17 protein-coding genes are annotated in these 20089 nt (G+C 38.9%); 14 read left to right on the forward strand and 3 right to left on the reverse strand.

Annotation, left to right across the window (positions count from 1 at the left end):
- Positions 1–97: 97 nt before the first annotated feature.
- From QNI22_RS37835 to dnaN, 5 genes are all read left to right on the forward strand, one after another.
- Positions 98–1933, forward strand: a complete 1836-nt coding sequence (locus QNI22_RS37835) for a MutS-related protein (RefSeq protein WP_314519506.1) — start codon at positions 98–100, stop codon at positions 1931–1933.
- Positions 1934–2112: 179 nt separating this feature from the next.
- Positions 2113–2577: a DUF4293 domain-containing protein gene (locus QNI22_RS37840; RefSeq protein ID WP_314519507.1), complete on the forward strand. Its 465-nt coding sequence runs from the start codon at positions 2113–2115 to the stop codon at positions 2575–2577.
- Positions 2578–2661: 84 nt separating this feature from the next.
- The gene (gene gldG / locus QNI22_RS37845; protein WP_314519509.1) at positions 2662–4338 is read left to right on the forward strand and encodes a gliding motility-associated ABC transporter substrate-binding protein GldG; all 1677 of its coding nucleotides are present in this window, start codon (positions 2662–2664) and stop codon (positions 4336–4338) included.
- Complete coding sequence (locus QNI22_RS37850; RefSeq protein WP_314519510.1) at positions 4335–4871, forward strand: hypothetical protein; 537 nt, start codon at positions 4335–4337, stop codon at positions 4869–4871. Before gldG ends, QNI22_RS37850 begins: the two co-directional genes overlap by 4 nt.
- Before the next feature lie 352 nt (positions 4872–5223).
- The gene (gene dnaN, locus QNI22_RS37855; protein ID WP_313983138.1) at positions 5224–6348 is read left to right on the forward strand and encodes a DNA polymerase III subunit beta; all 1125 of its coding nucleotides are present in this window, start codon (positions 5224–5226) and stop codon (positions 6346–6348) included.
- Positions 6349–6387: 39 nt separating this feature from the next.
- On the opposite strand, the gene QNI22_RS37860 is transcribed toward dnaN, so the two are convergent.
- Entirely contained in the window at positions 6388–6897 is a 510-nt protein-coding gene (locus QNI22_RS37860) for a SixA phosphatase family protein (RefSeq protein ID WP_314519513.1), read from the reverse strand.
- A gap of 152 nt (positions 6898–7049) precedes the next feature.
- Between QNI22_RS37860 and QNI22_RS37865 the strand changes: the two genes are divergently transcribed.
- The 3 genes from QNI22_RS37865 (at position 7050) to QNI22_RS37875 (ending at position 9022) form a co-directional block, all read left to right on the forward strand.
- Positions 7050–7244 carry a cold-shock protein gene (locus QNI22_RS37865; protein ID WP_313983135.1) on the forward strand — a complete coding sequence of 65 codons (195 nt, stop codon included), beginning with the start codon at positions 7050–7052 and terminating at the stop codon, positions 7242–7244.
- 250 nt (positions 7245–7494) lie between these two features.
- Positions 7495–8103 carry an HAD family hydrolase gene (locus QNI22_RS37870; RefSeq protein ID WP_314519515.1) on the forward strand — a complete coding sequence of 203 codons (609 nt, stop codon included), beginning with the start codon at positions 7495–7497 and terminating at the stop codon, positions 8101–8103.
- A gap of 400 nt (positions 8104–8503) precedes the next feature.
- Entirely contained in the window at positions 8504–9022 is a 519-nt protein-coding gene (locus QNI22_RS37875; protein WP_314519517.1) for a J domain-containing protein, read from the forward strand.
- 72 nt (positions 9023–9094) lie between these two features.
- Here the strand turns inward: QNI22_RS37875 and QNI22_RS37880 are convergent, their stop codons facing one another.
- Complete coding sequence (locus tag QNI22_RS37880) at positions 9095–9433, reverse strand: DUF3276 family protein (RefSeq protein ID WP_313983131.1); 339 nt, start codon at positions 9431–9433, stop codon at positions 9095–9097.
- A gap of 381 nt (positions 9434–9814) precedes the next feature.
- Here QNI22_RS37880 and QNI22_RS37885 point away from each other — a divergent pair, with 381 nt between their 5' ends.
- The 4 genes from QNI22_RS37885 (at position 9815) to QNI22_RS37900 (ending at position 15258) form a co-directional block, all read left to right on the forward strand.
- Positions 9815–10636 (forward strand): septal ring lytic transglycosylase RlpA family protein, encoded by an 822-nt coding sequence (locus tag QNI22_RS37885; protein ID WP_314519518.1) that lies wholly within the window; start codon positions 9815–9817, stop codon positions 10634–10636.
- Between the two features lie 148 nt (positions 10637–10784).
- Complete coding sequence (locus QNI22_RS37890) at positions 10785–11684, forward strand: DUF58 domain-containing protein (protein ID WP_314519520.1); 900 nt, start codon at positions 10785–10787, stop codon at positions 11682–11684.
- Positions 11685–11757: 73 nt separating this feature from the next.
- On the forward strand, positions 11758–13257 hold the full coding sequence (locus QNI22_RS37895) for a WGR domain-containing protein (RefSeq protein WP_314519521.1): 1500 nt from the start codon (positions 11758–11760) through the stop codon (positions 13255–13257).
- A gap of 402 nt (positions 13258–13659) precedes the next feature.
- The gene (locus tag QNI22_RS37900) at positions 13660–15258 is read left to right on the forward strand and encodes a reverse transcriptase domain-containing protein (RefSeq protein WP_314519522.1); all 1599 of its coding nucleotides are present in this window, start codon (positions 13660–13662) and stop codon (positions 15256–15258) included.
- Positions 15259–15340: 82 nt separating this feature from the next.
- On the opposite strand, the gene lysS is transcribed toward QNI22_RS37900, so the two are convergent.
- Positions 15341–17065 (reverse strand): lysine--tRNA ligase, encoded by a 1725-nt coding sequence (gene lysS / locus QNI22_RS37905; RefSeq protein ID WP_314519524.1) that lies wholly within the window; start codon positions 17063–17065, stop codon positions 15341–15343.
- Between the two features lie 360 nt (positions 17066–17425).
- Between lysS and QNI22_RS37910 the strand changes: the two genes are divergently transcribed.
- Together QNI22_RS37910 and QNI22_RS37915 are read left to right on the forward strand one after the other, a co-directional pair.
- On the forward strand, positions 17426–19219 hold the full coding sequence (locus QNI22_RS37910; RefSeq protein ID WP_314519526.1) for an acyl-CoA dehydrogenase family protein: 1794 nt from the start codon (positions 17426–17428) through the stop codon (positions 19217–19219).
- Positions 19220–19790: 571 nt separating this feature from the next.
- Positions 19791–20089: DUF1565 domain-containing protein (locus tag QNI22_RS37915; RefSeq protein WP_314519528.1), on the forward strand; the 299-nt coding region annotated here is incomplete at its 3' end.

Consider the following 20089-nt stretch of genomic DNA (forward strand, 5'->3'; position numbering starts at 1 on the left):
CCTCGTAGGCGTTAGAAACCTGTGAGGTTTTTGTGTTTTGGTAGTTACTATTTTTTACTTTGCAGGGATTGTTTGTTTTAACACCACATTTACACCGATGGAAATCTATCAGCAACGAAAAGAAAACTATGCATCAGAAGCTCGTCAATGGCACAAAAAATTCAATCAGGTTTCATGGTTACGAGTAGTTATATTTTTAGCAGGAGTGGGTCTGACCTGGTTTGTGTATCAGCTTAGTGAGAGTGGTCTGATCGCTACAGGTGTTGCCCTGTTTTCGATTGTTGCCTTTTTTACAACACTGAAATGGCATAATCGCATTGAATACCAACGCAATCATTTTCGTTATCTAAGTCAGATTAACAATGAAGAATGGCTTCGGTTGGAAGGAAAATACATGCCAGAGAATACAGGTTCCCAATTTAACAATCCTCATCATCCCTATTCAGGGGATCTGGACATTTTCGGCCCTCATTCGTTATTTGTCTTACTCAACAGAACTCAAACTACAGTTGGAAATGAGCTACTAGCCAAATGGATACAGGCAGCAGGCACTGAAGCGGAAATCAGACAACGACAGGAAGCGGTAGCTGAACTCGGTAAAAATCTGGAATGGCAGCAAAACTTTCAGGCCAGAGGTCGGCACCATACCGATGGCCCATCGTCGGCAGCTATTATCCGGGAATGGTTACAAACACCAGCCTCTTTACATAAAAGAACGGGTCTGATCGTTGTGTCCTATCTGATGCCTACCATTATGGTTTTGGCGATCATACTTGCAGCACTAACAGATGTAAGTTACCATTTTCCCTTTGTATTAGGACTCATTAATATTGGTATTGTAGGACTTGTTAATAAACAGATTCAGCATCTGACAGATCAGGCATACGAAACCAGCAAGCCCTTGCAGTTATATGCAGACTTACTAAAAGACATCGAGAGACATCCATTTCAATCATCACGAATGGTGTACCTCAAAAATGAATTGATCAGTGAAGGTCACTCCTCTTCTGAAAAAATTGAACAACTGGCAGGAATTTCAGCTAATCTTTTGTCAGCCCATAATCCTTTCTTCGGGCTTTTCGCCAATGGACTTGTACTATGGAATATCTTTTGGGCGATCCGGCTGGAAAGATGGAAAGCCAATACTCATACCGATTTATCCCGTTGGCTCAATGCCTTGGCAGAAACCGAAGCATTGAACAGTCTGGCTGGATTCTATCATGCCAATTCAGACTATGTATTTCCTGTACTTGTCAAAAAAGGCGAAGAACCCGGCTTTTGTTTGATCAGTAAATCACTGGGGCACCCTCTGCTACTGGCCAGAAAACGGGTAATCAATGATTTTCAGTTGATAGGAAAAGGCAAAACCATTATTGTTACAGGCTCTAATATGTCTGGCAAGAGTACATTTTTACGTACAGTAGGTATCAATGCAGTATTGGCTATGACAGGTGCCCCTATATGTGCTTCTGAAATGAAACTATCCTTATTTCAGGTATTTACGTCTATGCGTACACAAGATAACCTGGAAGAAAGTGTATCCTCTTTTTATGCAGAGTTACAGCGATTGAAACAACTGATTGACTATCTGCCTCAAGGGAACCCGATCTTTTATCTGCTGGATGAAATCCTCAAAGGCACCAACTCTCAGGACCGACATGAAGGTGCCAAGGCATTGATCCGGCAACTCCATCGTTACAATGCATCCGGCCTGATTTCTACCCACGACCTCACATTAAGTGAAATGGTAGATGAGTTGCCTGCTTCAGTAGAAAATTATAGTTTCAACAGCGAAATTATCAATGATCAATTATACTTTGATTACAAACTTCAGACAGGTGTATGCAGAAGTTTCAATGCCAGTAAATTAATGCAGCAAATTGGTATTGAAATGTATACAAATGAACATCCGCCTCTGAATACACATGAATAATATTTTTGTCAGGCATAGAAGTATTATTATATACCAAAAATGCCTTTGAAAGTGGGTATATCATATAAAGTTCTATTTTTGCGTTCATTTTCACTAATGCCGATTCTTGATTGTGTATCAGAATGTTGTTTCAGGCATTAGTACATTCCTATTTTTAGTCACTAGAATACATTAAACGTATGATCCAACGGGTTCAATCTATTTTTCTTCTTTTGATAACAGCTTGTATGATTATCACCATCTTTTTGCCTAACTGGCAGGAGGTGTCTGGTCAGGATGCTGTAACGACAACAGCACTAAAAATGGTGCATTTAAAAGCAGGAGCAGAAGTTAGCAGTCGCGGTATCTGGTACATAGCTGCGCTGGCAGCAATTGCTGCAGGTTTGGCGTTGTTCTCTCTATTCAGTTTTAAGAATCGGGTATTGCAGATGGGTCTGGGAGCTATCAATGCATTGATAATGGCAGGAGTGTTAGGGTTAATGGTTTACTTCACACGTGAAGCTGAGACCATTATTCCAAATCATGAAGGTAGTTTCCAAACAGGTACTTATCTGCCAATGGCAGCCATGATTTGCAATATTATTGCCAATCGATTTATCCGTAAGGATGAGAAGCTGGTCAGATCTGCTGACAGAATGCGATAAAATCAAAAAATCCAGGTTCTGCCAGAAATGCTAAATCTGGATTTTTGCAATTGCTATTGACTGTATCTAACTGTTTCGTTATTCATGAAGAAAAAACAACTTATTCGTTTTTTTATTGGAATTGGAGCTATCGTGCTTCTTAACTTTTTAGCCAATCAGTTCTTCTTTCGGATTGACTTAACAGAAGATCAGCGCTATACTATTGCACCTGCCACCGAACGTTTACTGGAAAAACTGGAAGAGCCAGTATTTATCACTGTTTATCTGGAAGGAAATGATATTCCCCCAGCATTTAAACGCTTACGTAGTACTGTAAAGGAAAAGCTGGAAGAATTCACAGCGTATGCAGGCAACAATATTCGGTTTCGGTTTGAAGATATTACGCAGGAAACAGATAAGAAAAAACTGAATGAACGTATCTACAACCTGATCAAGAAAGGCATTCAACCTACAAATTTGGTAGATAATGAAGGAGGAAGTACTGTAGAGCGGCTTATTATTCCAGGCGCTTTGGTAAGCTACGAAGGTAAAGAAGCCCCAGTTATGCTCTTAAAGGGCAATCAACGTACCAAAGGATTAAGTTCAGAACAGATTTTAAATCAATCCGTAGAGAATGTAGAATACGAACTTGCTTCTGCCATCCGCCAACTAACCAATAAAGAAAGAAAACGGATTGGTATCATTCAAGGCTATGGCAATCTGCGTCCAATACAAATGGCAGATATGATTACTTCGCTTCAGAAGTTCTATGATGTATTTCTGGTTCCTATGCAAAAACAACCGGAGCTCAAAGGTTTGGATGCCATCATTGTAGCCAAGCCTGATTCAGCCTTTTCAGAAGAAGATAAGTATAAAATTGATCAGTTTATTGTAAATGGAGGAAAAGCACTATTCTTTGTAGATGCCCTTAAATCAGATACTATATTGCGCGGAGAAAGCACACTACTTATTAAAAATGACTTAAATCTGGATGATTTATTTTTCAGATATGGTGTGCGCCTGAATGACAATGTGATTCAGGACCTGACGAGCAGCGGCGCTATACCTATGACTGTTGGCAATATGGGTTCGCAGCCACAGGTTAAGTTGATGCCCTGGCGCTTTTTTCCATTGGTAAATACATTTTCCAAACATCCTATTGTCCGAAACCTGGATGCCGTTTATCTGCATTATGCAGGTACCATTGACACTGTAAAAGCAGTAGGAATACAAAAAACACCTTTGATGTTCACCTCTCCTTACTCAAAGGTAAATGCAGTACCTGCTCAAATCGATTTTAATGAAGCACGACTCAACCCTGATCCCAGACAATATCGTGCAGGGCCACAGTCGGTAGCATATCTCCTTGAAGGCAAGTTTCATTCGTTATATGCCAACCGTATTACCCAAGTCGATCCTCGCTTTAAAACGTTCAAAGAATACGGTAATCCGTCAAAAATCATCATTTGTTCAGATGGAGATCTGCCAGCAAATGAAATAGATCCCAAAACAGGTAAACCCGCGGCATTAGGATATGATCAGTTTATGAATACTACCTTTGCCAACAAAGACTTTATCTTACATGCAGTTGATTATCTTATCGATGAAAACGGAGTTATCGCTGCCAGAGCCAAAGAAGTAGTATTACGACCTTTAGATAAGCTGAAAGTACAGGAAGAAAGACTCCAGTGGCAACTTATTAACCTTGTATTACCTATTGTAGTTATTGTAATATTAGGGTTGATCAGAGCCTACTGGCGTAAAAGAAAATATGCAGTATGAGAAAAGGCTCTTCTGCATCTGTTGTTTTGTTAATAGTTTTACTATCTGGATGCCTTGAGAAAACCAAATCAGATAGTACAACACTTAAAGGAATACTCGCTCCAAAATCTGTGACATGTGAATATCCTATCACTATCTCTAAGTTCTGGCATGAGTTTCAGCAAGCACTGCTAAACCATGATAAATCCCAGATGACAACATTGACACGATTTCCTCTTGAGATGGTAAATAAGCATTATTCACAAGAGAAGTTCTTGTCTGACTTTGATAATTTATTTACAAACGATCTCATTGAGGATGTACTTACAGCAGAATATACAGATCTGGAATGTATTACAGAAAAAGATTTTAAAGAAAATACTTATAATACTATTCCTGTTCCTAATTATACTCCGATATTCAGATTTACGATGGGTTGGGATCTAATTATTAATAAAAAACCTAAGTGGAGAGCCTATAAGGTTCTTTATTTTATAGAAGGCACCCAAGGTTACCAGTTATGTTATTATCAAACTTCAATTGGCGAGATATAAGTTAACAGTAGAATAAGTATCAGTAATTCTCAAAAAGAAGTTTGTAATCATACTAAGACAAAACAAAGTAGTATAAAGCATGAATGAACAATGATATTCTGGATTCCCGGAAATAATGTATTTATCTTTTTAGAATATTTGTCTTACAAATAGACTGTAATTGCAAAAAAAGAAGTAAACTACATCCAAATATTTTCCTATACTGAACATAGAAAATCATTAATAAGGTATTTAGGCGTAGCAGAAAGACTACAGCTTACATTAGCTTCTTTGAAAAATATTTTCATAGGATTTCAAGCGCATTGTTGATTTTCTTACATTTGTCCAATAGATTCAAAAAATATATCCCAATATGAAGTTTATCGTTTCTTCTTCGGCTTTGCTCAAGCAGTTGTCTGCTATTAGTGGGGTTATTGCCAGCAACCCGATTGTACCAATTCTCGAAAACTTTCTCTTTCAAATCAATAATACTCAACTGACTATTACTGCTTCTGATCTGCAAACAACCATGATTGCAGATATGGATATTGATTCGGGAGATGTGGGAAGTATTGCGGTTCCTGCTAAAATATTATTAGATACACTGAAAGGTCTTCCAGAACAACCTATCGTGTTTGAGATAGATGCCAACACATATGGTATTGAAATTCTTTCCGATAATGGACGTTATAAATTGTCAGGTGAAAATGCGGCTGATTTCCCGCGTGTTCCTGTAGTGCAAAAAGCTTATTCGGTAGATTTTCCTTCAGATATACTGGAACGGGCTATTGGCAATACCATTTTTGCTACAAGCACAGATGAGTTACGTCCTGCCATGACTGGAGTCTTTTTTGAGCTGAATGGTGACAGTGTGACGTTTGTAGCTACTGATGGACATCGTCTTATCCGTTATCGTCGTACAGACATCGGCTCTGGAGACGAAAACACACTGATCGTTCCAAGAAAAGCATTGAATCTGTTAAAATCATCTTTGCCAACAGAAAAAACAGTTGTCAGAGCAGAATTTAATCAATCTAATGCATTTTTCACATTTGACAATATTCGCATGATCTGTCGTCTGATTGACGAGAGATTCCCTGACTATATCAATGCAATCCCTAAAAACAATCCTAACCATTTGGGAATAAGCCGTCTTGAATTGCTGGCTTCTCTGCGTCGTATTGCTATCTACGCCAATAGAGCAACAAACCAAGTGCGTCTTCGGATTACACCTAAGGAAGTAAAAATTTCTGCAGAGGATCTGGATTTCTCTAATGAGGCAGTAGAAAAGCTTCCTTGTGAATACAACGGAGAAGAAATGGAAATTGGTTTCAATGCCCGTTTCCTCATAGAGATGTTAAGCAACCTTACAGCTAAAGATGTTGTAATTGAACTATCAGCTCCTAATCGTGCCGGATTGATTCTTCCTAAAGAAAAAGATGATAATGAGGATGTACTGATGCTGGTAATGCCTGTTATGTTAAATAACTATGCATAATCCAAATCTCTAGGCCTTATAAGATAGTAGCGCATCTGATTACTCAGGTGCGCTACTGTTGTTTTTAGGGGATTCAAAAAAGATCATCTTCCCCTGATGAAAATTGACATCTGTCCAGTTAGCTGCTTTTGAGAACTGAATACCCACAACTCCACTGGTCGGAATATCCGTAAACTCATAATCACATAACAGTGTAGCCAACTCTGTTAAACCTGGATTATGGCCAAAAAGAATTACAGAGGAAGCGGTTACAGAAAGTCCCTGGATTACCTGTAACAAAGTTTCTGGCTCTGCATGATACAGCCGATCCATTTTTATTATATTTTCTTTGCCTACCTTTAACTCTGTTGCAACTCGCTTAGCCGTGCTCCAGGCTCGTTTTGCAGAGCTACTGATCCATAGATCTGGTTTCACATTCATATAGAGCAGCAACTGTCCCATAAAGGGTACATCCTGCTTACCTCTTTTGTTAAGAGGTCTGTCAAAATCACTCAGCTGGGCATCTTTCCAGCTTGATTTTCCATGCCTGAAAAGGTAGATTGTTTTCATATGCCAAAGATGATACTTTATCTTGATCTTATTGTGAAATATTATGCTGAAAAGCCCGAAAATGACCTTTCTTTTTGAGTGAAATTATTGCCTGGAATTAAATTAAATTTTTATATTTGGAAAATGTTCCATTATATTTTCTTTTCATTTTCATGCAAACAGGCACAGTAAAATTCTTTAATGCAACCAAAGGATATGGTTTTATTAAAGATGATGATTCCAATCAGGAAATTTTTGTTCATATTACCGGTCTGCTAGACCAAGGCATTAAAGAAAACGACCGTGTATCCTTTGATACAATGGACGGAAGAAAAGGCAAAAACGCAGTCAACGTAAAAAAGATATAAATAGTTTTCGGTTACCGATCTCCGTTCTAATCCCCTACTGAACGCCCAAGGCTATACCTGACTATCAGTAACTCCCGATTTAAACTATAATGCTGTTGTTTTGATTGCTCAAAAAGTATTAAATAAAAAAGCCCTGCGATATGCCGGGCTTTTTTTATAGGGCTCTCCCGTCCTGAAATAAGTTGACCCATCAGAGAACAAATGAATAGCTAGAAAGGTTATTTCTGAAACAACCAATCAAACCACAATAATGATAAATACAATTATTTTTGATTTAGGAGGAGTCCTTATAGACTGGAATCCCCGCTACCTATTTCGAAAAATCTTTACCTCTGCTGATGAAATGGAACATTTCCTTACACATATCTGCACCCCTGACTGGAACGAAGAACAAGATGCAGGTCGCCTGTTGCAAGAAGCAACAGATGAGCTTGTAGAAAAACATCCGGAATATGCAGAACAAATACGTGCATTTTACGGGCGCTGGGAAGAAATGCTGGGTGGCACATTTGATGAGACAGTGCAAACGCTTAAAAAGCTAAAAGAATCTGGCCAGTACAAATTGTATGCGTTGACCAACTGGTCTGCTGAAACATTTCCTATTGCCTTGAGCAGATATGAATTTTTATCCTGGTTTGATGGTATTGTTATGTCTGGAGAAGAAAAAAGTCGTAAACCATTTCCCGAATTTTATACTATCCTTCTTACACGTTATCAGATCGCCCCTAACGATTCATTGTTTATTGACGACAATTTACGCAATGTAAAAGCTGCCAGAGCTTTGGGAATAGCCACTATCCATCTGGAATCACCCAAACAAATTGAAACAGCCCTGCAGGAATATAACGTCCATATATAAACATTCAGGTTCATAGTAAGTACAACAGGTCTGGCAAAGTATTTGTCAGACCTGTTGTACTTACTATGAACCTGAAACCTATTAACCAGACTGGCTTCTATTATGAGCACCTTACGTAGCGAGATAAAGCCATAAACTGAAAAAACTTACATATGTAAGGTAGACTCTACAGTACCAACCAAATCATTGATTAACAACAAGTTCTTTCTCTTGTAGCTTTTTTTTAGTAAATTTCATGAAAAAAATATCTGTTTTTTTGCGTTTTCAGCGTTTACAATACATTAGAAAACCGAATTAAAGAAAAAGGAGTAAGACGATTTTTCAGATTTTTTTATGAAATCATACATGCGGGGACAGCGCATATGAAATAGTTAGAGTTACCACTTAAAGCCAGACAACCATGGGTATTGAAAATGATTATCGGATATTGGGAATTTCACCCGGCGCAGACCAGGCAGAGATCAAACGGGCTTACAGGAAAAAGGCAAAAGCTATCCACCCGGATGTAAACCCATCAGATAATGCGGATGTTGCTTTTGTGGAAATAAATGATGCGTATGAGCGACTGGTAAATGAGGAAAAGCAGATAATTCCAGAATACTCATTTCTTATGGATTTGCTACGACCAGAAACACATCAGGAGAAAGCTTTACGATATGCAAAGATGTGGCAGGAGGAATTTCGCAGGAATAATGAATCATTTAAAAGATCATGGGCCTATCTGCCTATAAAAATAGTAGCTTATTTTCTGTGGATGCTTGGAATTGCACTAGCCCTTACCTTCGTATTCGGCCCCCCGGCAGTTTCGCTTTTCCATGATGTAGTTACAGGCCTTTATATGGCTCCTATCATGTTTATAGGTGTTGCCTTTCTATTTGGCTCCTATCAGTTTAAGAAACAAATGAATCGTTATCTGTAACAGACCTGAAAATAAAAAAGCATCCTCTCAATTCTGGATGCTTTTTTATTGCTTGTTGAAAACGAGAGCAGATCATTCCCATTTCAACTCAGTGTCGTTTGTTTCTTCTTCTTCATTGCCCGCAAAACCTTCTCTTTCAAACTGTGAAAAATCAAAGTCAGGCATCAGATCAGTTTTCACATGATCCACTACTTCTTTTAACGCTTCGATAAATTTATCAAAGTCTTCTTTGTAAAGAAAGATTTTGTGCTTTTCGTACACAAAGCCATCATCCCGAAACCGGCGCTTACTTTCGGTTATGGTGAGGTAGTAGTCATTGCCGCGCGTACTTTTTACATCAAAAAAATACGTTCTTTTTCCGGCTCTCACACGTTTAGAGTACAATTCAGCTTTTTCTCTTTGCTCTTCCACAATCCTTGGGTTTAAAAGTTTAACTATTGAAAATGGTTTTACGGCTACTAAAAAAGTATTTTATGCTCAGAATTGCAAATTTTCTGTAAAACATTCTGTTATTTTTATCCGTATCAGGCCAAAAATCCTGTATAAAAAATGGTGCATTTCCTGTCTAACATTACAGTAATTCTATAACTTCAGTCACCCAAAGACTAGCTTTATTGAATCTGTTTTTTTATTATTGATTATTGAAAAAAGCAGGTTTTGGCAACAAATTACTGGAAAACAAAGTATTAAGCCATAAATACGCTTTACAGCGATGGTCCAAAAAGCGGCTTTTTTCAGAGAAACAGGGAAGATGTTGTACTAAATTTTATTAGTAGTATGGAAAAAAAAACTATGAAAACGGAATGTATCTTTACATCCATCCAGATTTGCATTCTTACATTTTTAACAATCTTTTTGTTGTTACCACAAAATGGGAAAGCGCAGACTGAAAACGGATACAAAAAGAAAGGGAAAGCTTCTTATTATGCACACAAATTTCAAGGCCGGCGCACTTCTAATGGGGAGCGTTATCATAATCAAAAACTTACCGCAGCTCACCGGACTCTCCCATTTGGAACACTTGTACGAGTCACCAACCTTCGCAATGACAAATCTGTTATCGTCCGAATTAATGATCGTGGTCCTTTTAGTCATGGTCGCCTGATAGATGTTTCTTATGTTGCAGCCAAAGAGCTGGAGTTGTTAGCCGCAGGAACAGCAAATGTTGAAATTGAAGTAATAGGAATGGGTACACCTGATACAGAACCCAATCCAGATCTTATCGCCCAAACGGTAGAGCCAGTCGTCCCCAGAAAAATAAATCCTTCTACTGCACAAGGCCACAAAACTTACTCTATTCCAGAACCATCTTATTCTTCAGTCCAATATGAGCCTGGTAAAACCTATACAATGAAAGGTGCTACTGCTGCCACTAAAGGGTTTGGAGTACAGGTAGGCTCTTTTCTACAGGCTGAAAACGCAATAAACTTTTGCAAAGGGCTGGTTGATAAAGAAATTCATCAAGTCTACATTCTGGTAGAAAAAATCAAAGACAGCAAAAAATTCTGTGTGGTAGCAGGTACGTTCTCTAAGAAAAAAGAAGCAGAAGCTTTTATTGCTTCACTCAAAGAACATGGATTTTCTGATGGGTTTGTGAAGAAATATTCTAACTAATACAAAACCCGTTCTGTTTTTTCTATGATAATGTGTAGCTTGGAATTCATTTCCAAGCTTTTTTTGTAAATACCCAAACTGGAATTATGCAAAACACAAACTGGAATTCGTTTGTATCGTATAACTGAAGATTAAAGATAGCTATATCATGGAATTAAAGCAGATTCGGGAATTTGGGAACATAGAGTTCCTAGCCAAACAGATGGTAGAAGGCTTTATTACTGGATTACATAAATCTCCCTTTCATGGATTTTCAGTGGAATTTGCCGAACATCGCCTCTACAACACAGGTGAAAGCACTCGCCATATCGACTGGAAGGTTTATGCAAAAACAGACCGATTGTTTACAAAACGTTACGAAGAAGAAACCAATTTGCGCTGTCAGATTTTGATAGATGTCTCTCCTTCTATGTTTTATCCACAGGAGAATAAGGGGAAAATTACATTTTCAGTAATGGCAGCGGCCTGCTTTTCCTATCTACTCCAAAAACAGAAAGATGCAGTTAGTATTTGTACTTTTGCCGATAAAGTAATTACACATACTCCTACTAAGTCTACCCCATCGCACATTCATAAGATTTTCCTATTACTGCAGAATCTGCTGCAAACAAACAAGCCCACAGGTGGCACTGCTGTTGCAGAAGTACTGCATGAGATTGCAGATAAAGTTCCTCGTCGTTCACTTGTCATTATATTCAGTGATATGTTTGATAATATCGCACAGGCTGACAAGATGTTTTCGGCACTGCAACATCTAAAACACAATCAACATGAAGTATTGCTTTTTCATGTAACCGATAAGAAAACGGAAGCAGAATTTGAGTTTGAAGACCGCCCTCATGAATTTATTGATCTCGAAAGTGGAGAACACATTAAAGTGCAACCTGCTCAAATTAAAGATTACTATCGGGAATCTATTCAAAGATTCAATACAGAGTTAAAACTAAAATGTGGACAGTATAAAATTGATCTGATAGAAACTGATATCGCAGAAGGATTTGATCATATATTGAAAGAATATCTCGCCAAACGAGCAAAGATGAGATAAGAAATATTCTGTTCTTTCACATAACATCGTTTTATATATTTTTAATTTAATTTTCAACCAATTAACACCGACTATGGCAGAAAAAACGTATCTGGAACTTTCCGAATCAGATGGATCACACAAGTTTTATGAAGTTGAAGTAGATGGCACACAAGTAAATATCCGGTATGGCCGCATTGGCACAGACGGCACTAAGCAAGCACTAAGCTTTGCAGACGCAACAGCAGCTCAGAAAGAAGCAGAAAAAAAGCTGAAAGAAAAACGGAAGAAAGGATACGAAGATGCTGTACAGGGAGTACGAAAAAAACGCAAGATTACCCGCAGATTTGTAGAATCAACCCCTACCCCACAAACTACCTCTACAGGTTCAGGCTTGGGATCAGGATCACGCCGATCATCAAGCTCATCTTCCTATAACCGGACTTCCGCTGCTCCTACACCTAAACTCCCTTCCGTATGGAGATTTGCCTCTAATGCCATGGCATTTGGGATTTTCATTAATGAAAGTGCCTGCTGGCTAGGCAACCAGGATGGCCGAGTGTTTAAGCTGTCCCACACAGGAGAAGTATTGGAACAATACAAACTACCCGAAGGTGTAAAGTGTATCGTGGCAGATGATGCCTGGATCTATGCTGGATGTGATGATGGAAATGTCTATGATCTTACAGGTAAGTTACCACGAATTGCCTATGAGATTAGTGAAGACGTAGATATTTTCTGGCTAGATGTAAACAATGGCTGGCTAGCAGTATCAGATGGAGACGGTAATGCTGCATTGTTTGATTATGAAGGCAACGAAAGCTGGCGCAGAAAGGGTAAAGGAAATTCAGCATGGATGATTCGGGCTAATTTTAATGGAGAAGTATTTTATGGTGACTCCACAGGTGTAGCCTGTTATGATGGAACAGGTAAAGAAACATGGCACACTAAGACAGGGTCTGTACTATTTGGCTATCAGGACAAATACGTTTTATATGCCGGAACAAGTCAGGCCAATATGGTTTGCTTGAGTAAAACCGGAGAAGTATTGCAGACATTCAAAACAGATGCTTCTGTATACTCCTGTGCTGCTACGGAAGACGGACGTTATGTTTTTGGAGGGGATAATCAGGGTAATGTTTATTGCTTCAATACAGAAGGACAACGACTATGGAAGCTTGCTACTAACCTGGGCTCCGTTCTTTCTATGCAACATTTCAAGGATAATCTGTATATAGTAACTACGTTTGGTTATCTAGCGTGCGTGGATGTAAGTGAAGAAGCCATTCAAAAAGCACAAACAGGAGACACTCCCACTCTGACAGATATTAAAGCTCCTGAAGCAGTTGCTGTTGCACAAACTAACCTGCTGGAAGTCGCATCTCAGAATACACAAGGTATACGGGTACAATGTGTGAAAGAAGGAGGTAAATTACGGGTTAAAGTATTGGATGAAGGATATCACAAAGACTGGTATGTGCAGTTTCCAAGAGATATTCGTATTGAAGGAATGCAATACATTGTGGATGAGTTAAAAGAATCAGCACAGGGGGGGTTCTATCGTGTATTGGGAAATATTTTCAAGGTATCTTAAAAATGTGAACAACAGAAAATAGCGTATTCTCTGTGTTGAACCAGAATCCAGTTAAGAAACATTCTGACTGGTATTCTGGTCATTATAAAACCAAGGCTTAAAAGATTTTCCAGATTGATTTATATCTGCTCGTAGCATTATTCCGCAACAATTCTGTTCGATACACTTAGTACCATTTATAGGTTATTTTATCTATAAATAAGAACTCCAATCTCTTTGGTCTTTTCTAATCTTTACTTTTCTATTTTTTTGTAAATAGAAGTGCCGTTATTTTTTACTTTCGAACTTGCTTTTGTGGCGAAAAGCCATAGTTTTGAGAGCCTTTACCTATTAGGTTACAGATAGGTAAGCTGCTATCTATGTATTATATCAACCAGAATCTATAGTAAAGAATCCGTTTTTATGGCTGAAAACGCAACCTCATCACCAGAAGAAACCCGTCCCAAAAATCGCCAGGAATTATATGAACGTATTCGTTCCGGAGGCTCCAGAGAAGAAGTTATATTAAAAGATATGATTCGTCTGGGGTTCTGGCCTAAGAATGAAAATGCACCTTCTGTACCTGAGCAGATTATTACCCGTGAGGCCGAACTAGGCCGCGAAATAAGAGCCTTACTTACAGAACAACGTCGCGTAGAGAATCCGGAAGCTTTACTCAAGGAAATGCGGAAGCAACGCATGGCAGAATCTAAAAAAAAGCGGGAAGAGACCAAACAACGGCATGAACTGGAACGCAAAGAACGGGTAGAACGCTGGAAACAACGTAAAGAGAAAGAAATCATTTATGCAGGTGAGGGATTCTCTGGTGGATTGAACCAGACTGAATGTGACACACAAAGACTCAGTCAAAAAGGTTTACCTATACTGACAGACACAGCTTCTTTAGCTAGTGCTTTAGGGGTATCTGTCAACGAACTCCGTTTCTTATCTTTTTGCAGGGCGGTATCCAAACATAATCACTATCGGCGTTTTTATATTGCGAAGAAGACAGGTGGTAAGCGACTTATTTCGGCGCCTATGCCACGTCTCAAAAAAGCTCAATACTGGATTTTACAGAATATTTTCTCAAAAATAGATTGCCACAAAGCTGCACATGGATTTTTAGCACAGCGTTCTATAGTTAGCAATGCCCTTCCACATGTAGGAGCGGAAGTAGTAATCAACATGGATTTGAAAGATTTTTTTCCTACTATCACCTATCCACGTGTCAAAGGGGTATTTTTCAAAATGGGTTACTCTGAAGCGGTGGCAACTATACTCGCGCTTCTTTGCACAGAGTCAGAGGTAGAGCAGGCAGAGTTGGACGGAGAAACCTGGTATGTTTGTTCAGGAGATCGTTTTCTGCCACAGGGAGCACCAACAAGCCCGTCCATCACCAATGTTCTTTGTCATCGCTTGGATCGCAGATTGCAGGGTCTAGCTCAAAAACTGGGATTTACCTATACCCGCTATGCAGATGACCTTACGTTTTCTGCTTCAGGGGATGGAACTAAAAATGTCAATAAACTCAAAAGTCTTGTTTATCAGATTGTACAGAGCGAAGGATTTCATGTACATCCAGAGAAAGACAAGGTAATGCGTAAAGGTGGAAAAAAAGAGGTAACAGGAATTGTGGTAAATGAGAAACCCAATGTAGATAGAGCTACACTACATAAATTTCGCGCTTTATTGCATAAAATTGAAAAAGAAGGTATAGCAGGAAAAACATGGGGAAAAGGTGGGGATTTGCTTAGTGCAATAGAAGGATATGCCAATTATGTAGCAATGGTAGATGCGACAAAGGGAAAAACATTTCAGGATAAGGTAAAAAAGATCCAAGCTATGTATGGATTATCCAAGCCAGCACGTAAATCCTACAATAAAGGCAAATACAGTATTCAGCAATCTGAGCAAGCTATTAAGCAACCAATAGTTGGTGTAAACTCAAAACCAGAGGAAAAGAAAGATGAGACAAAAGAAAGCGGTTTGAAATCCTTGTTGAATAAATTCTGGAAGAAATAACTTCTTTTATATCCTCTATAAAACAGAAATTCCCTGATTAATGCATCTTATCAGGGAATTTCTGTTTTATAACTAACTCATTTTAGCCAATCCAGCTTTTCACATCATCTAATGTTGGCATTTTAGCTTCGATCTTCAATTTCTTTCTTAACCCGCCCAAATCGTTAAACAACTTATTTGGATTAGCTGCTTTGAAATCATTAAATGTAGTAAAAGGCATCTTCAATAAAGCAGGTATCCATTCTTCTGGTACACCTGCCGTACGATAATCTTTATCTGTCGGAGCTGCTATTTTCTGCTCTGGTCGCATCTGAGGAAAGAACAATACTTCCTGAATGGTTGGTTGGTTGGTCATAATCATTGTCAAACGATCTATACCAATACCAATACCTGCTGTTGGAGGCATACCATATTCTAGTGCACGCAGAAAATCTTCATCCAATGCCATCGCTTCCTCATCACCACGCTCTGCCAGGCGTAACTGGTCTTCAAAGCGTTCACGCTGATCCAATGGATCATTTAACTCAGAGTAAGCATTACAAATCTCTTTCCCATTGCAAATAGCTTCAAAACGTTCTACCAGACCAGGTTTGCTGCGATGTTTTTTCGTCAATGGCGACATCTCGACAGGATAGTCAGTGATAAAGGTTGGCTGGATAAGATTTGGCTCTACTTTTTCTCCAAAGATTTCATCGATCAGTTTTGCCTTTCCCATAGAGCTGTCAACCTCAATTCCTATACTCTGAGCAGTTTCCCGAAGTTGGTCTTCTGTCATGGCAGAGACATCAATGCCTGTGTACTCCTGAATGGCTCCAAATAAAGTCAACCGTTTCCAGGGACGCTGAAAATCAATTGTATTCTCACCAACCTGTACTTGAGTCTTTCCATGCAGATCCATTGCTACTTTTTCCAGCATCTCTTCTGTAGTATCCATCATCCACTGGTAGTCTTTATAGGCTACATAAAACTCTACCTGTGTAAACTCAGGGTTGTGTGTACGGTCCATCCCTTCATTACGGAAGTCTTTGGCAAATTCAAACACACCATCAAAACCACCAACAATCAATCGTTTCAGGTATAACTCATTGGCAATCCGCAGATACAATGGCATATCCAGTGTATTGTGATGTGTACTAAACGGACGAGCTGTAGCTCCACCATGAATAGGCTGCAGAATAGGTGTCTCTACTTCCAGATAACCACGATTAGTCAGGAACGTCCGCATGGAGTTAACCAGTTGCGACCTTTTCAGGAAAATATCCCGCTTATCTGGATTCACGATCAGATCTACATACCGTTGGCGGTAGCGTAATTCAGGATCTGTAAAGGCATCAAACACTTTTGTCTCTCCATTTTCCTCCACTACACGTGGCATAGGCAAAGGACGTAATGCCTTTGTCAATAATTTAAACTCTGTAACATGAATGGTAATCTCTCCGGTTTGTGTGGTAAATACATACCCATGCACCCCAATAATATCACCTATATCTAATAATTTCCTAAAAACAGTATTGTAAAGTGTCTTATCTTCACCTGGGCATATGTCATCACGACGTATGTATACCTGCATCCGGCCTGTTGCATCCTGAAGTTCAGCAAAAGATGCACTTCCCATTATCCGGAAGTTCATGATACGTCCGGCTATGGAAATATTCTTATAGTCAGTCTTACTTCGTTCGTAATTTTCCTGAATATCTCTAATAGAGGCATTTACCTCAAAACTTTCGGCAGGATAAGGGTCAATACCCAGGCTACGTAATTGCTCTAATTTTCCACGCCGAACAACTTCCTGTTCGCTTAATTGCATAAATGATTTATTATTGTTTACTGTGTACCGTTTCTGACGGATATATGATTGGGATCTGTGTTATCTATTCTTTACAAAAGTAAGCATAGTTTAAGCAAATCATCTAAAACAGAAATGCAAAGGTAGAACGAAAGCCGCGAAAACAAAAGGATACCCTATGTAATGCTGAAAATAAGACTCTTCTGTTATCCGTTTTCTGATATAAAATACTACTATCCAGGCCTACTCGAACGATTACTAACTTTTCCGAAAAAAAAATCAACAACAGTATGCATGCATAACGATTTTTATTATATTTGAACTTGAAATAGTCACAATTGCCTTTTAATAGATTGATCACATTTAATCCTGTATACTCTCATGGAAGCTGTCGTAAACAAAACAATCAAAGGTGGTGAGTTTCTCATTAAAGAAACAGAAGCAGGTCAGGTATTTATTCCGGAAGAATTTTCAGAAGAACAACGCATGATTGCACAAACCTGCGAAGATTTTCTAGACAAAGAAATACTCCCCAAGTTAGAAGAGATTGATTCTGCCAAAAGCCCTGAACTGATGGCCAGTTTAATGGATAAAGCTGGAGAACTGGGATTACTGGGAACATCTATTCCTGAACAATATGGCGGTTTTGGCATGAATTTCAACACTTCTATGTTGGTTACTGAAAAAATAGGTGCCGGACATTCTTTTGCTGTTGCACTGTCTGCTCACACAGGTATAGGCACACTCCCTATTTTATATTATGGCAATGATGCCCAAAAAGCAAAATATTTACCCAAACTGGCTACTGGTGAGTGGAAAGCAGCCTATTGCTTGACAGAACCAGATAGTGGTTCAGATGCAAACTCTGGTAAAACCAAAGCTGCTTTATCTGCTGATGGTAAACATTATGTCATTAATGGCCAGAAGATGTGGATTACCAATGGAGGATTTGCAGAAGTATTCATCGTTTTTGCCAAAATTGACAATGACAAAAACCTGACTGCATTTATTGTTGAGAAAGGATTTGGTGGTGTTACCATGAATGCCCCTGAGCATAAAATGGGGATTAAAGGTTCTGATACGCGCCAGATATTCTTCAATGACTGTCATGTACCAGTTGAGAATATGCTTTCCTCCCGTGAAAATGGATTTAAAATAGCGGTAAACATTCTCAATATCGGACGGATCAAACTAGCGGCTTCTGCTATTGGTGCTTCTAAGATGACATTGGATAAAGCCATCAATTATGCCAATGAACGTAAACAGTTTGGGGTAGCCATTTCAACTTTTGGTGCCATTAAATATAAACTGGGCGAAATGGCTACCCGAATCTATGCTTCTGAATCAGCTTGCTATAGAGCAGGTCAAAACATTGAAGATACTATTGAAGCACTGATTGCCGGTGGTATGTCAGAAGCGGATGCTAAGTTAAAAGGGGTTGAACAGTTCGCTATTGAGTGTGCAATACTAAAAGTTCATGGCTCTGAAGTGCTGGATTATACAGTAGACGAAGGCGTACAGGTATATGGAGGTATGGGTTACTCTGCAGATGCGCCTATGGATCGTGCATACCGTGATAGTCGCATTAACCGGATTTTTGAAGGGACTAATGAGATCAACCGTCTGCTATCGGTAGATATGATCCTAAAACGAGCCATGAAAGGTGAACTGGATCTGATGGGTCCAGCAATGGCTGTGGCAAAAGAAATCTTGGCAATCCCTGAATTTGGAGAGGAAGAAGAAGGATTGTTTGTCACTGAAAAGAAATATCTGCGCAATATGAAAAAAGCAGTTCTGATGGTTGCAGGTGCGGCTGTACAGAAATTCATGATGAAACTAGCAGATGAACAGGAAATCATCATGAACATTGCAGATATGCTTATTGAAACTTATGCCTGTGAGTCTGTATTATTACGTACAGAAAAACTAATTAGTATCAAAGGAGAAGCTGCTTGTACATTACAAGTTGATATGACACGTCTGTATATCAATGATGCAGTAGAACGTATAAATGTTGCCGGTAAAAACGCAGTTAATTCTTTTGCAGAAGGAGATGAGCAACGAGGTATGTTAATGGGCTTAAAACGGTTTACAAAAGTCACTCCAATTAACACTAAAGAAACTCGTCGCCGTATTGCAGAACATCTGATCAAAGAGAATAAATATACATTTTGACGTAAAAACAATTTTGTATAATTTCTGGAAACCTCTGCCAAAAGCAGAGGTTTCTTTTATTGTTATGCTTCTCTGCAACTAAAGGATAACCAGCAATTTTGCTACTAAAAAAGGCACCGTCAAGACTATGTGGAATAAATTTATCTTTGTGAAAAGATTTCTACATTCTGGGGAGCAGGCATGATTTTTATATATTATTGGTTACAATATCCCAAAAAAAATCACCCCACATTCTACTAATTTCTAGGAGAAAAAAGTAAATATGGATGCTGTCGTTTTTTTAGTGCAAAACCATAAAACACTGTAGGTCAACAAAAGTAAGAGCTTTTAAAGGTAACCCGGCTGAAAATGCAAATCTTACATACCTACATAAATGATACTGCAAAAGCCTGATAACCTGATTCTTCTTTCCTCCGTATTCTCCTTCAGTTTTGGAACAGGATGAAAAGATACGTGCACATGTCTCTCTCCGAACTACTTCCGAAACGTAAAACCACAGTCTGAATAATTCACTCACCAGTGATTAACCCTAAAGTTTAATGCCAGGTTAATCACCAAAAAATTAACAGCTATGTTTACGTTTACGATCCAGGCCAGAAAAAAACTAAAATATGCATTGGCCGTTGCAATCACCAGTATTTTCTCTATACCCACATTTGCCACAGATTACTATGTAAGTACGTCAGGAAGCGACAGTAACGATGGGTCTCAATCCAGACCCTGGAGAACCATCGCTAAAGCTTCCCAGACTGTACCTTCCGGTTCACACATGATCTATGTAGCGGCCGGTACCTATGATGAACAACCCATGCCGCTCAAACCTGGTGTTTCTCTACAAGGAGCCGGCATCGACCAGACTATCATCAAAAA

The organism is Xanthocytophaga agilis (assembly GCF_030068605.1).
GTDB classification, from domain to species: domain Bacteria; phylum Bacteroidota; class Bacteroidia; order Cytophagales; family 172606-1; genus Xanthocytophaga; species Xanthocytophaga agilis.

What these genes read in the sequence shown, in the direction of transcription:
- dnaN (WP_313983138.1), top strand. Translation starts at nt 5,224, where the DNA reads ATGAAGTTTATCGTTTCTTCTTCGGCTTTGCTCAAGCAGTTGTCTGCT.
- QNI22_RS37885 (WP_314519518.1), top strand. Translation starts at nt 9,815, where the DNA reads ATGAAAACGGAATGTATCTTTACATCCATCCAGATTTGCATTCTTACA.
- QNI22_RS37860 (WP_314519513.1), bottom strand. Translation starts at nt 6,897, where the DNA reads ATGAAAACAATCTACCTTTTCAGGCATGGAAAATCAAGCTGGAAAGAT.
- QNI22_RS37840 (WP_314519507.1), top strand. Translation starts at nt 2,113, where the DNA reads ATGATCCAACGGGTTCAATCTATTTTTCTTCTTTTGATAACAGCTTGT.
- QNI22_RS37910 (WP_314519526.1), top strand. Translation starts at nt 17,426, where the DNA reads ATGGAAGCTGTCGTAAACAAAACAATCAAAGGTGGTGAGTTTCTCATT.
- lysS (WP_314519524.1), bottom strand. Translation starts at nt 17,065, where the DNA reads ATGCAATTAAGCGAACAGGAAGTTGTTCGGCGTGGAAAATTAGAGCAA.
- QNI22_RS37865 (WP_313983135.1), top strand. Translation starts at nt 7,050, where the DNA reads ATGCAAACAGGCACAGTAAAATTCTTTAATGCAACCAAAGGATATGGT.
- gldG (WP_314519509.1), top strand. Translation starts at nt 2,662, where the DNA reads ATGAAGAAAAAACAACTTATTCGTTTTTTTATTGGAATTGGAGCTATC.
- QNI22_RS37895 (WP_314519521.1), top strand. Translation starts at nt 11,758, where the DNA reads ATGGCAGAAAAAACGTATCTGGAACTTTCCGAATCAGATGGATCACAC.
- QNI22_RS37835 (WP_314519506.1), top strand. Translation starts at nt 98, where the DNA reads ATGGAAATCTATCAGCAACGAAAAGAAAACTATGCATCAGAAGCTCGT.
- QNI22_RS37890 (WP_314519520.1), top strand. Translation starts at nt 10,785, where the DNA reads ATGGAATTAAAGCAGATTCGGGAATTTGGGAACATAGAGTTCCTAGCC.
- QNI22_RS37870 (WP_314519515.1), top strand. Translation starts at nt 7,495, where the DNA reads ATGATAAATACAATTATTTTTGATTTAGGAGGAGTCCTTATAGACTGG.
- QNI22_RS37900 (WP_314519522.1), top strand. Translation starts at nt 13,660, where the DNA reads ATGGCTGAAAACGCAACCTCATCACCAGAAGAAACCCGTCCCAAAAAT.
- QNI22_RS37875 (WP_314519517.1), top strand. Translation starts at nt 8,504, where the DNA reads ATGGGTATTGAAAATGATTATCGGATATTGGGAATTTCACCCGGCGCA.
- QNI22_RS37850 (WP_314519510.1), top strand. Translation starts at nt 4,335, where the DNA reads ATGAGAAAAGGCTCTTCTGCATCTGTTGTTTTGTTAATAGTTTTACTA.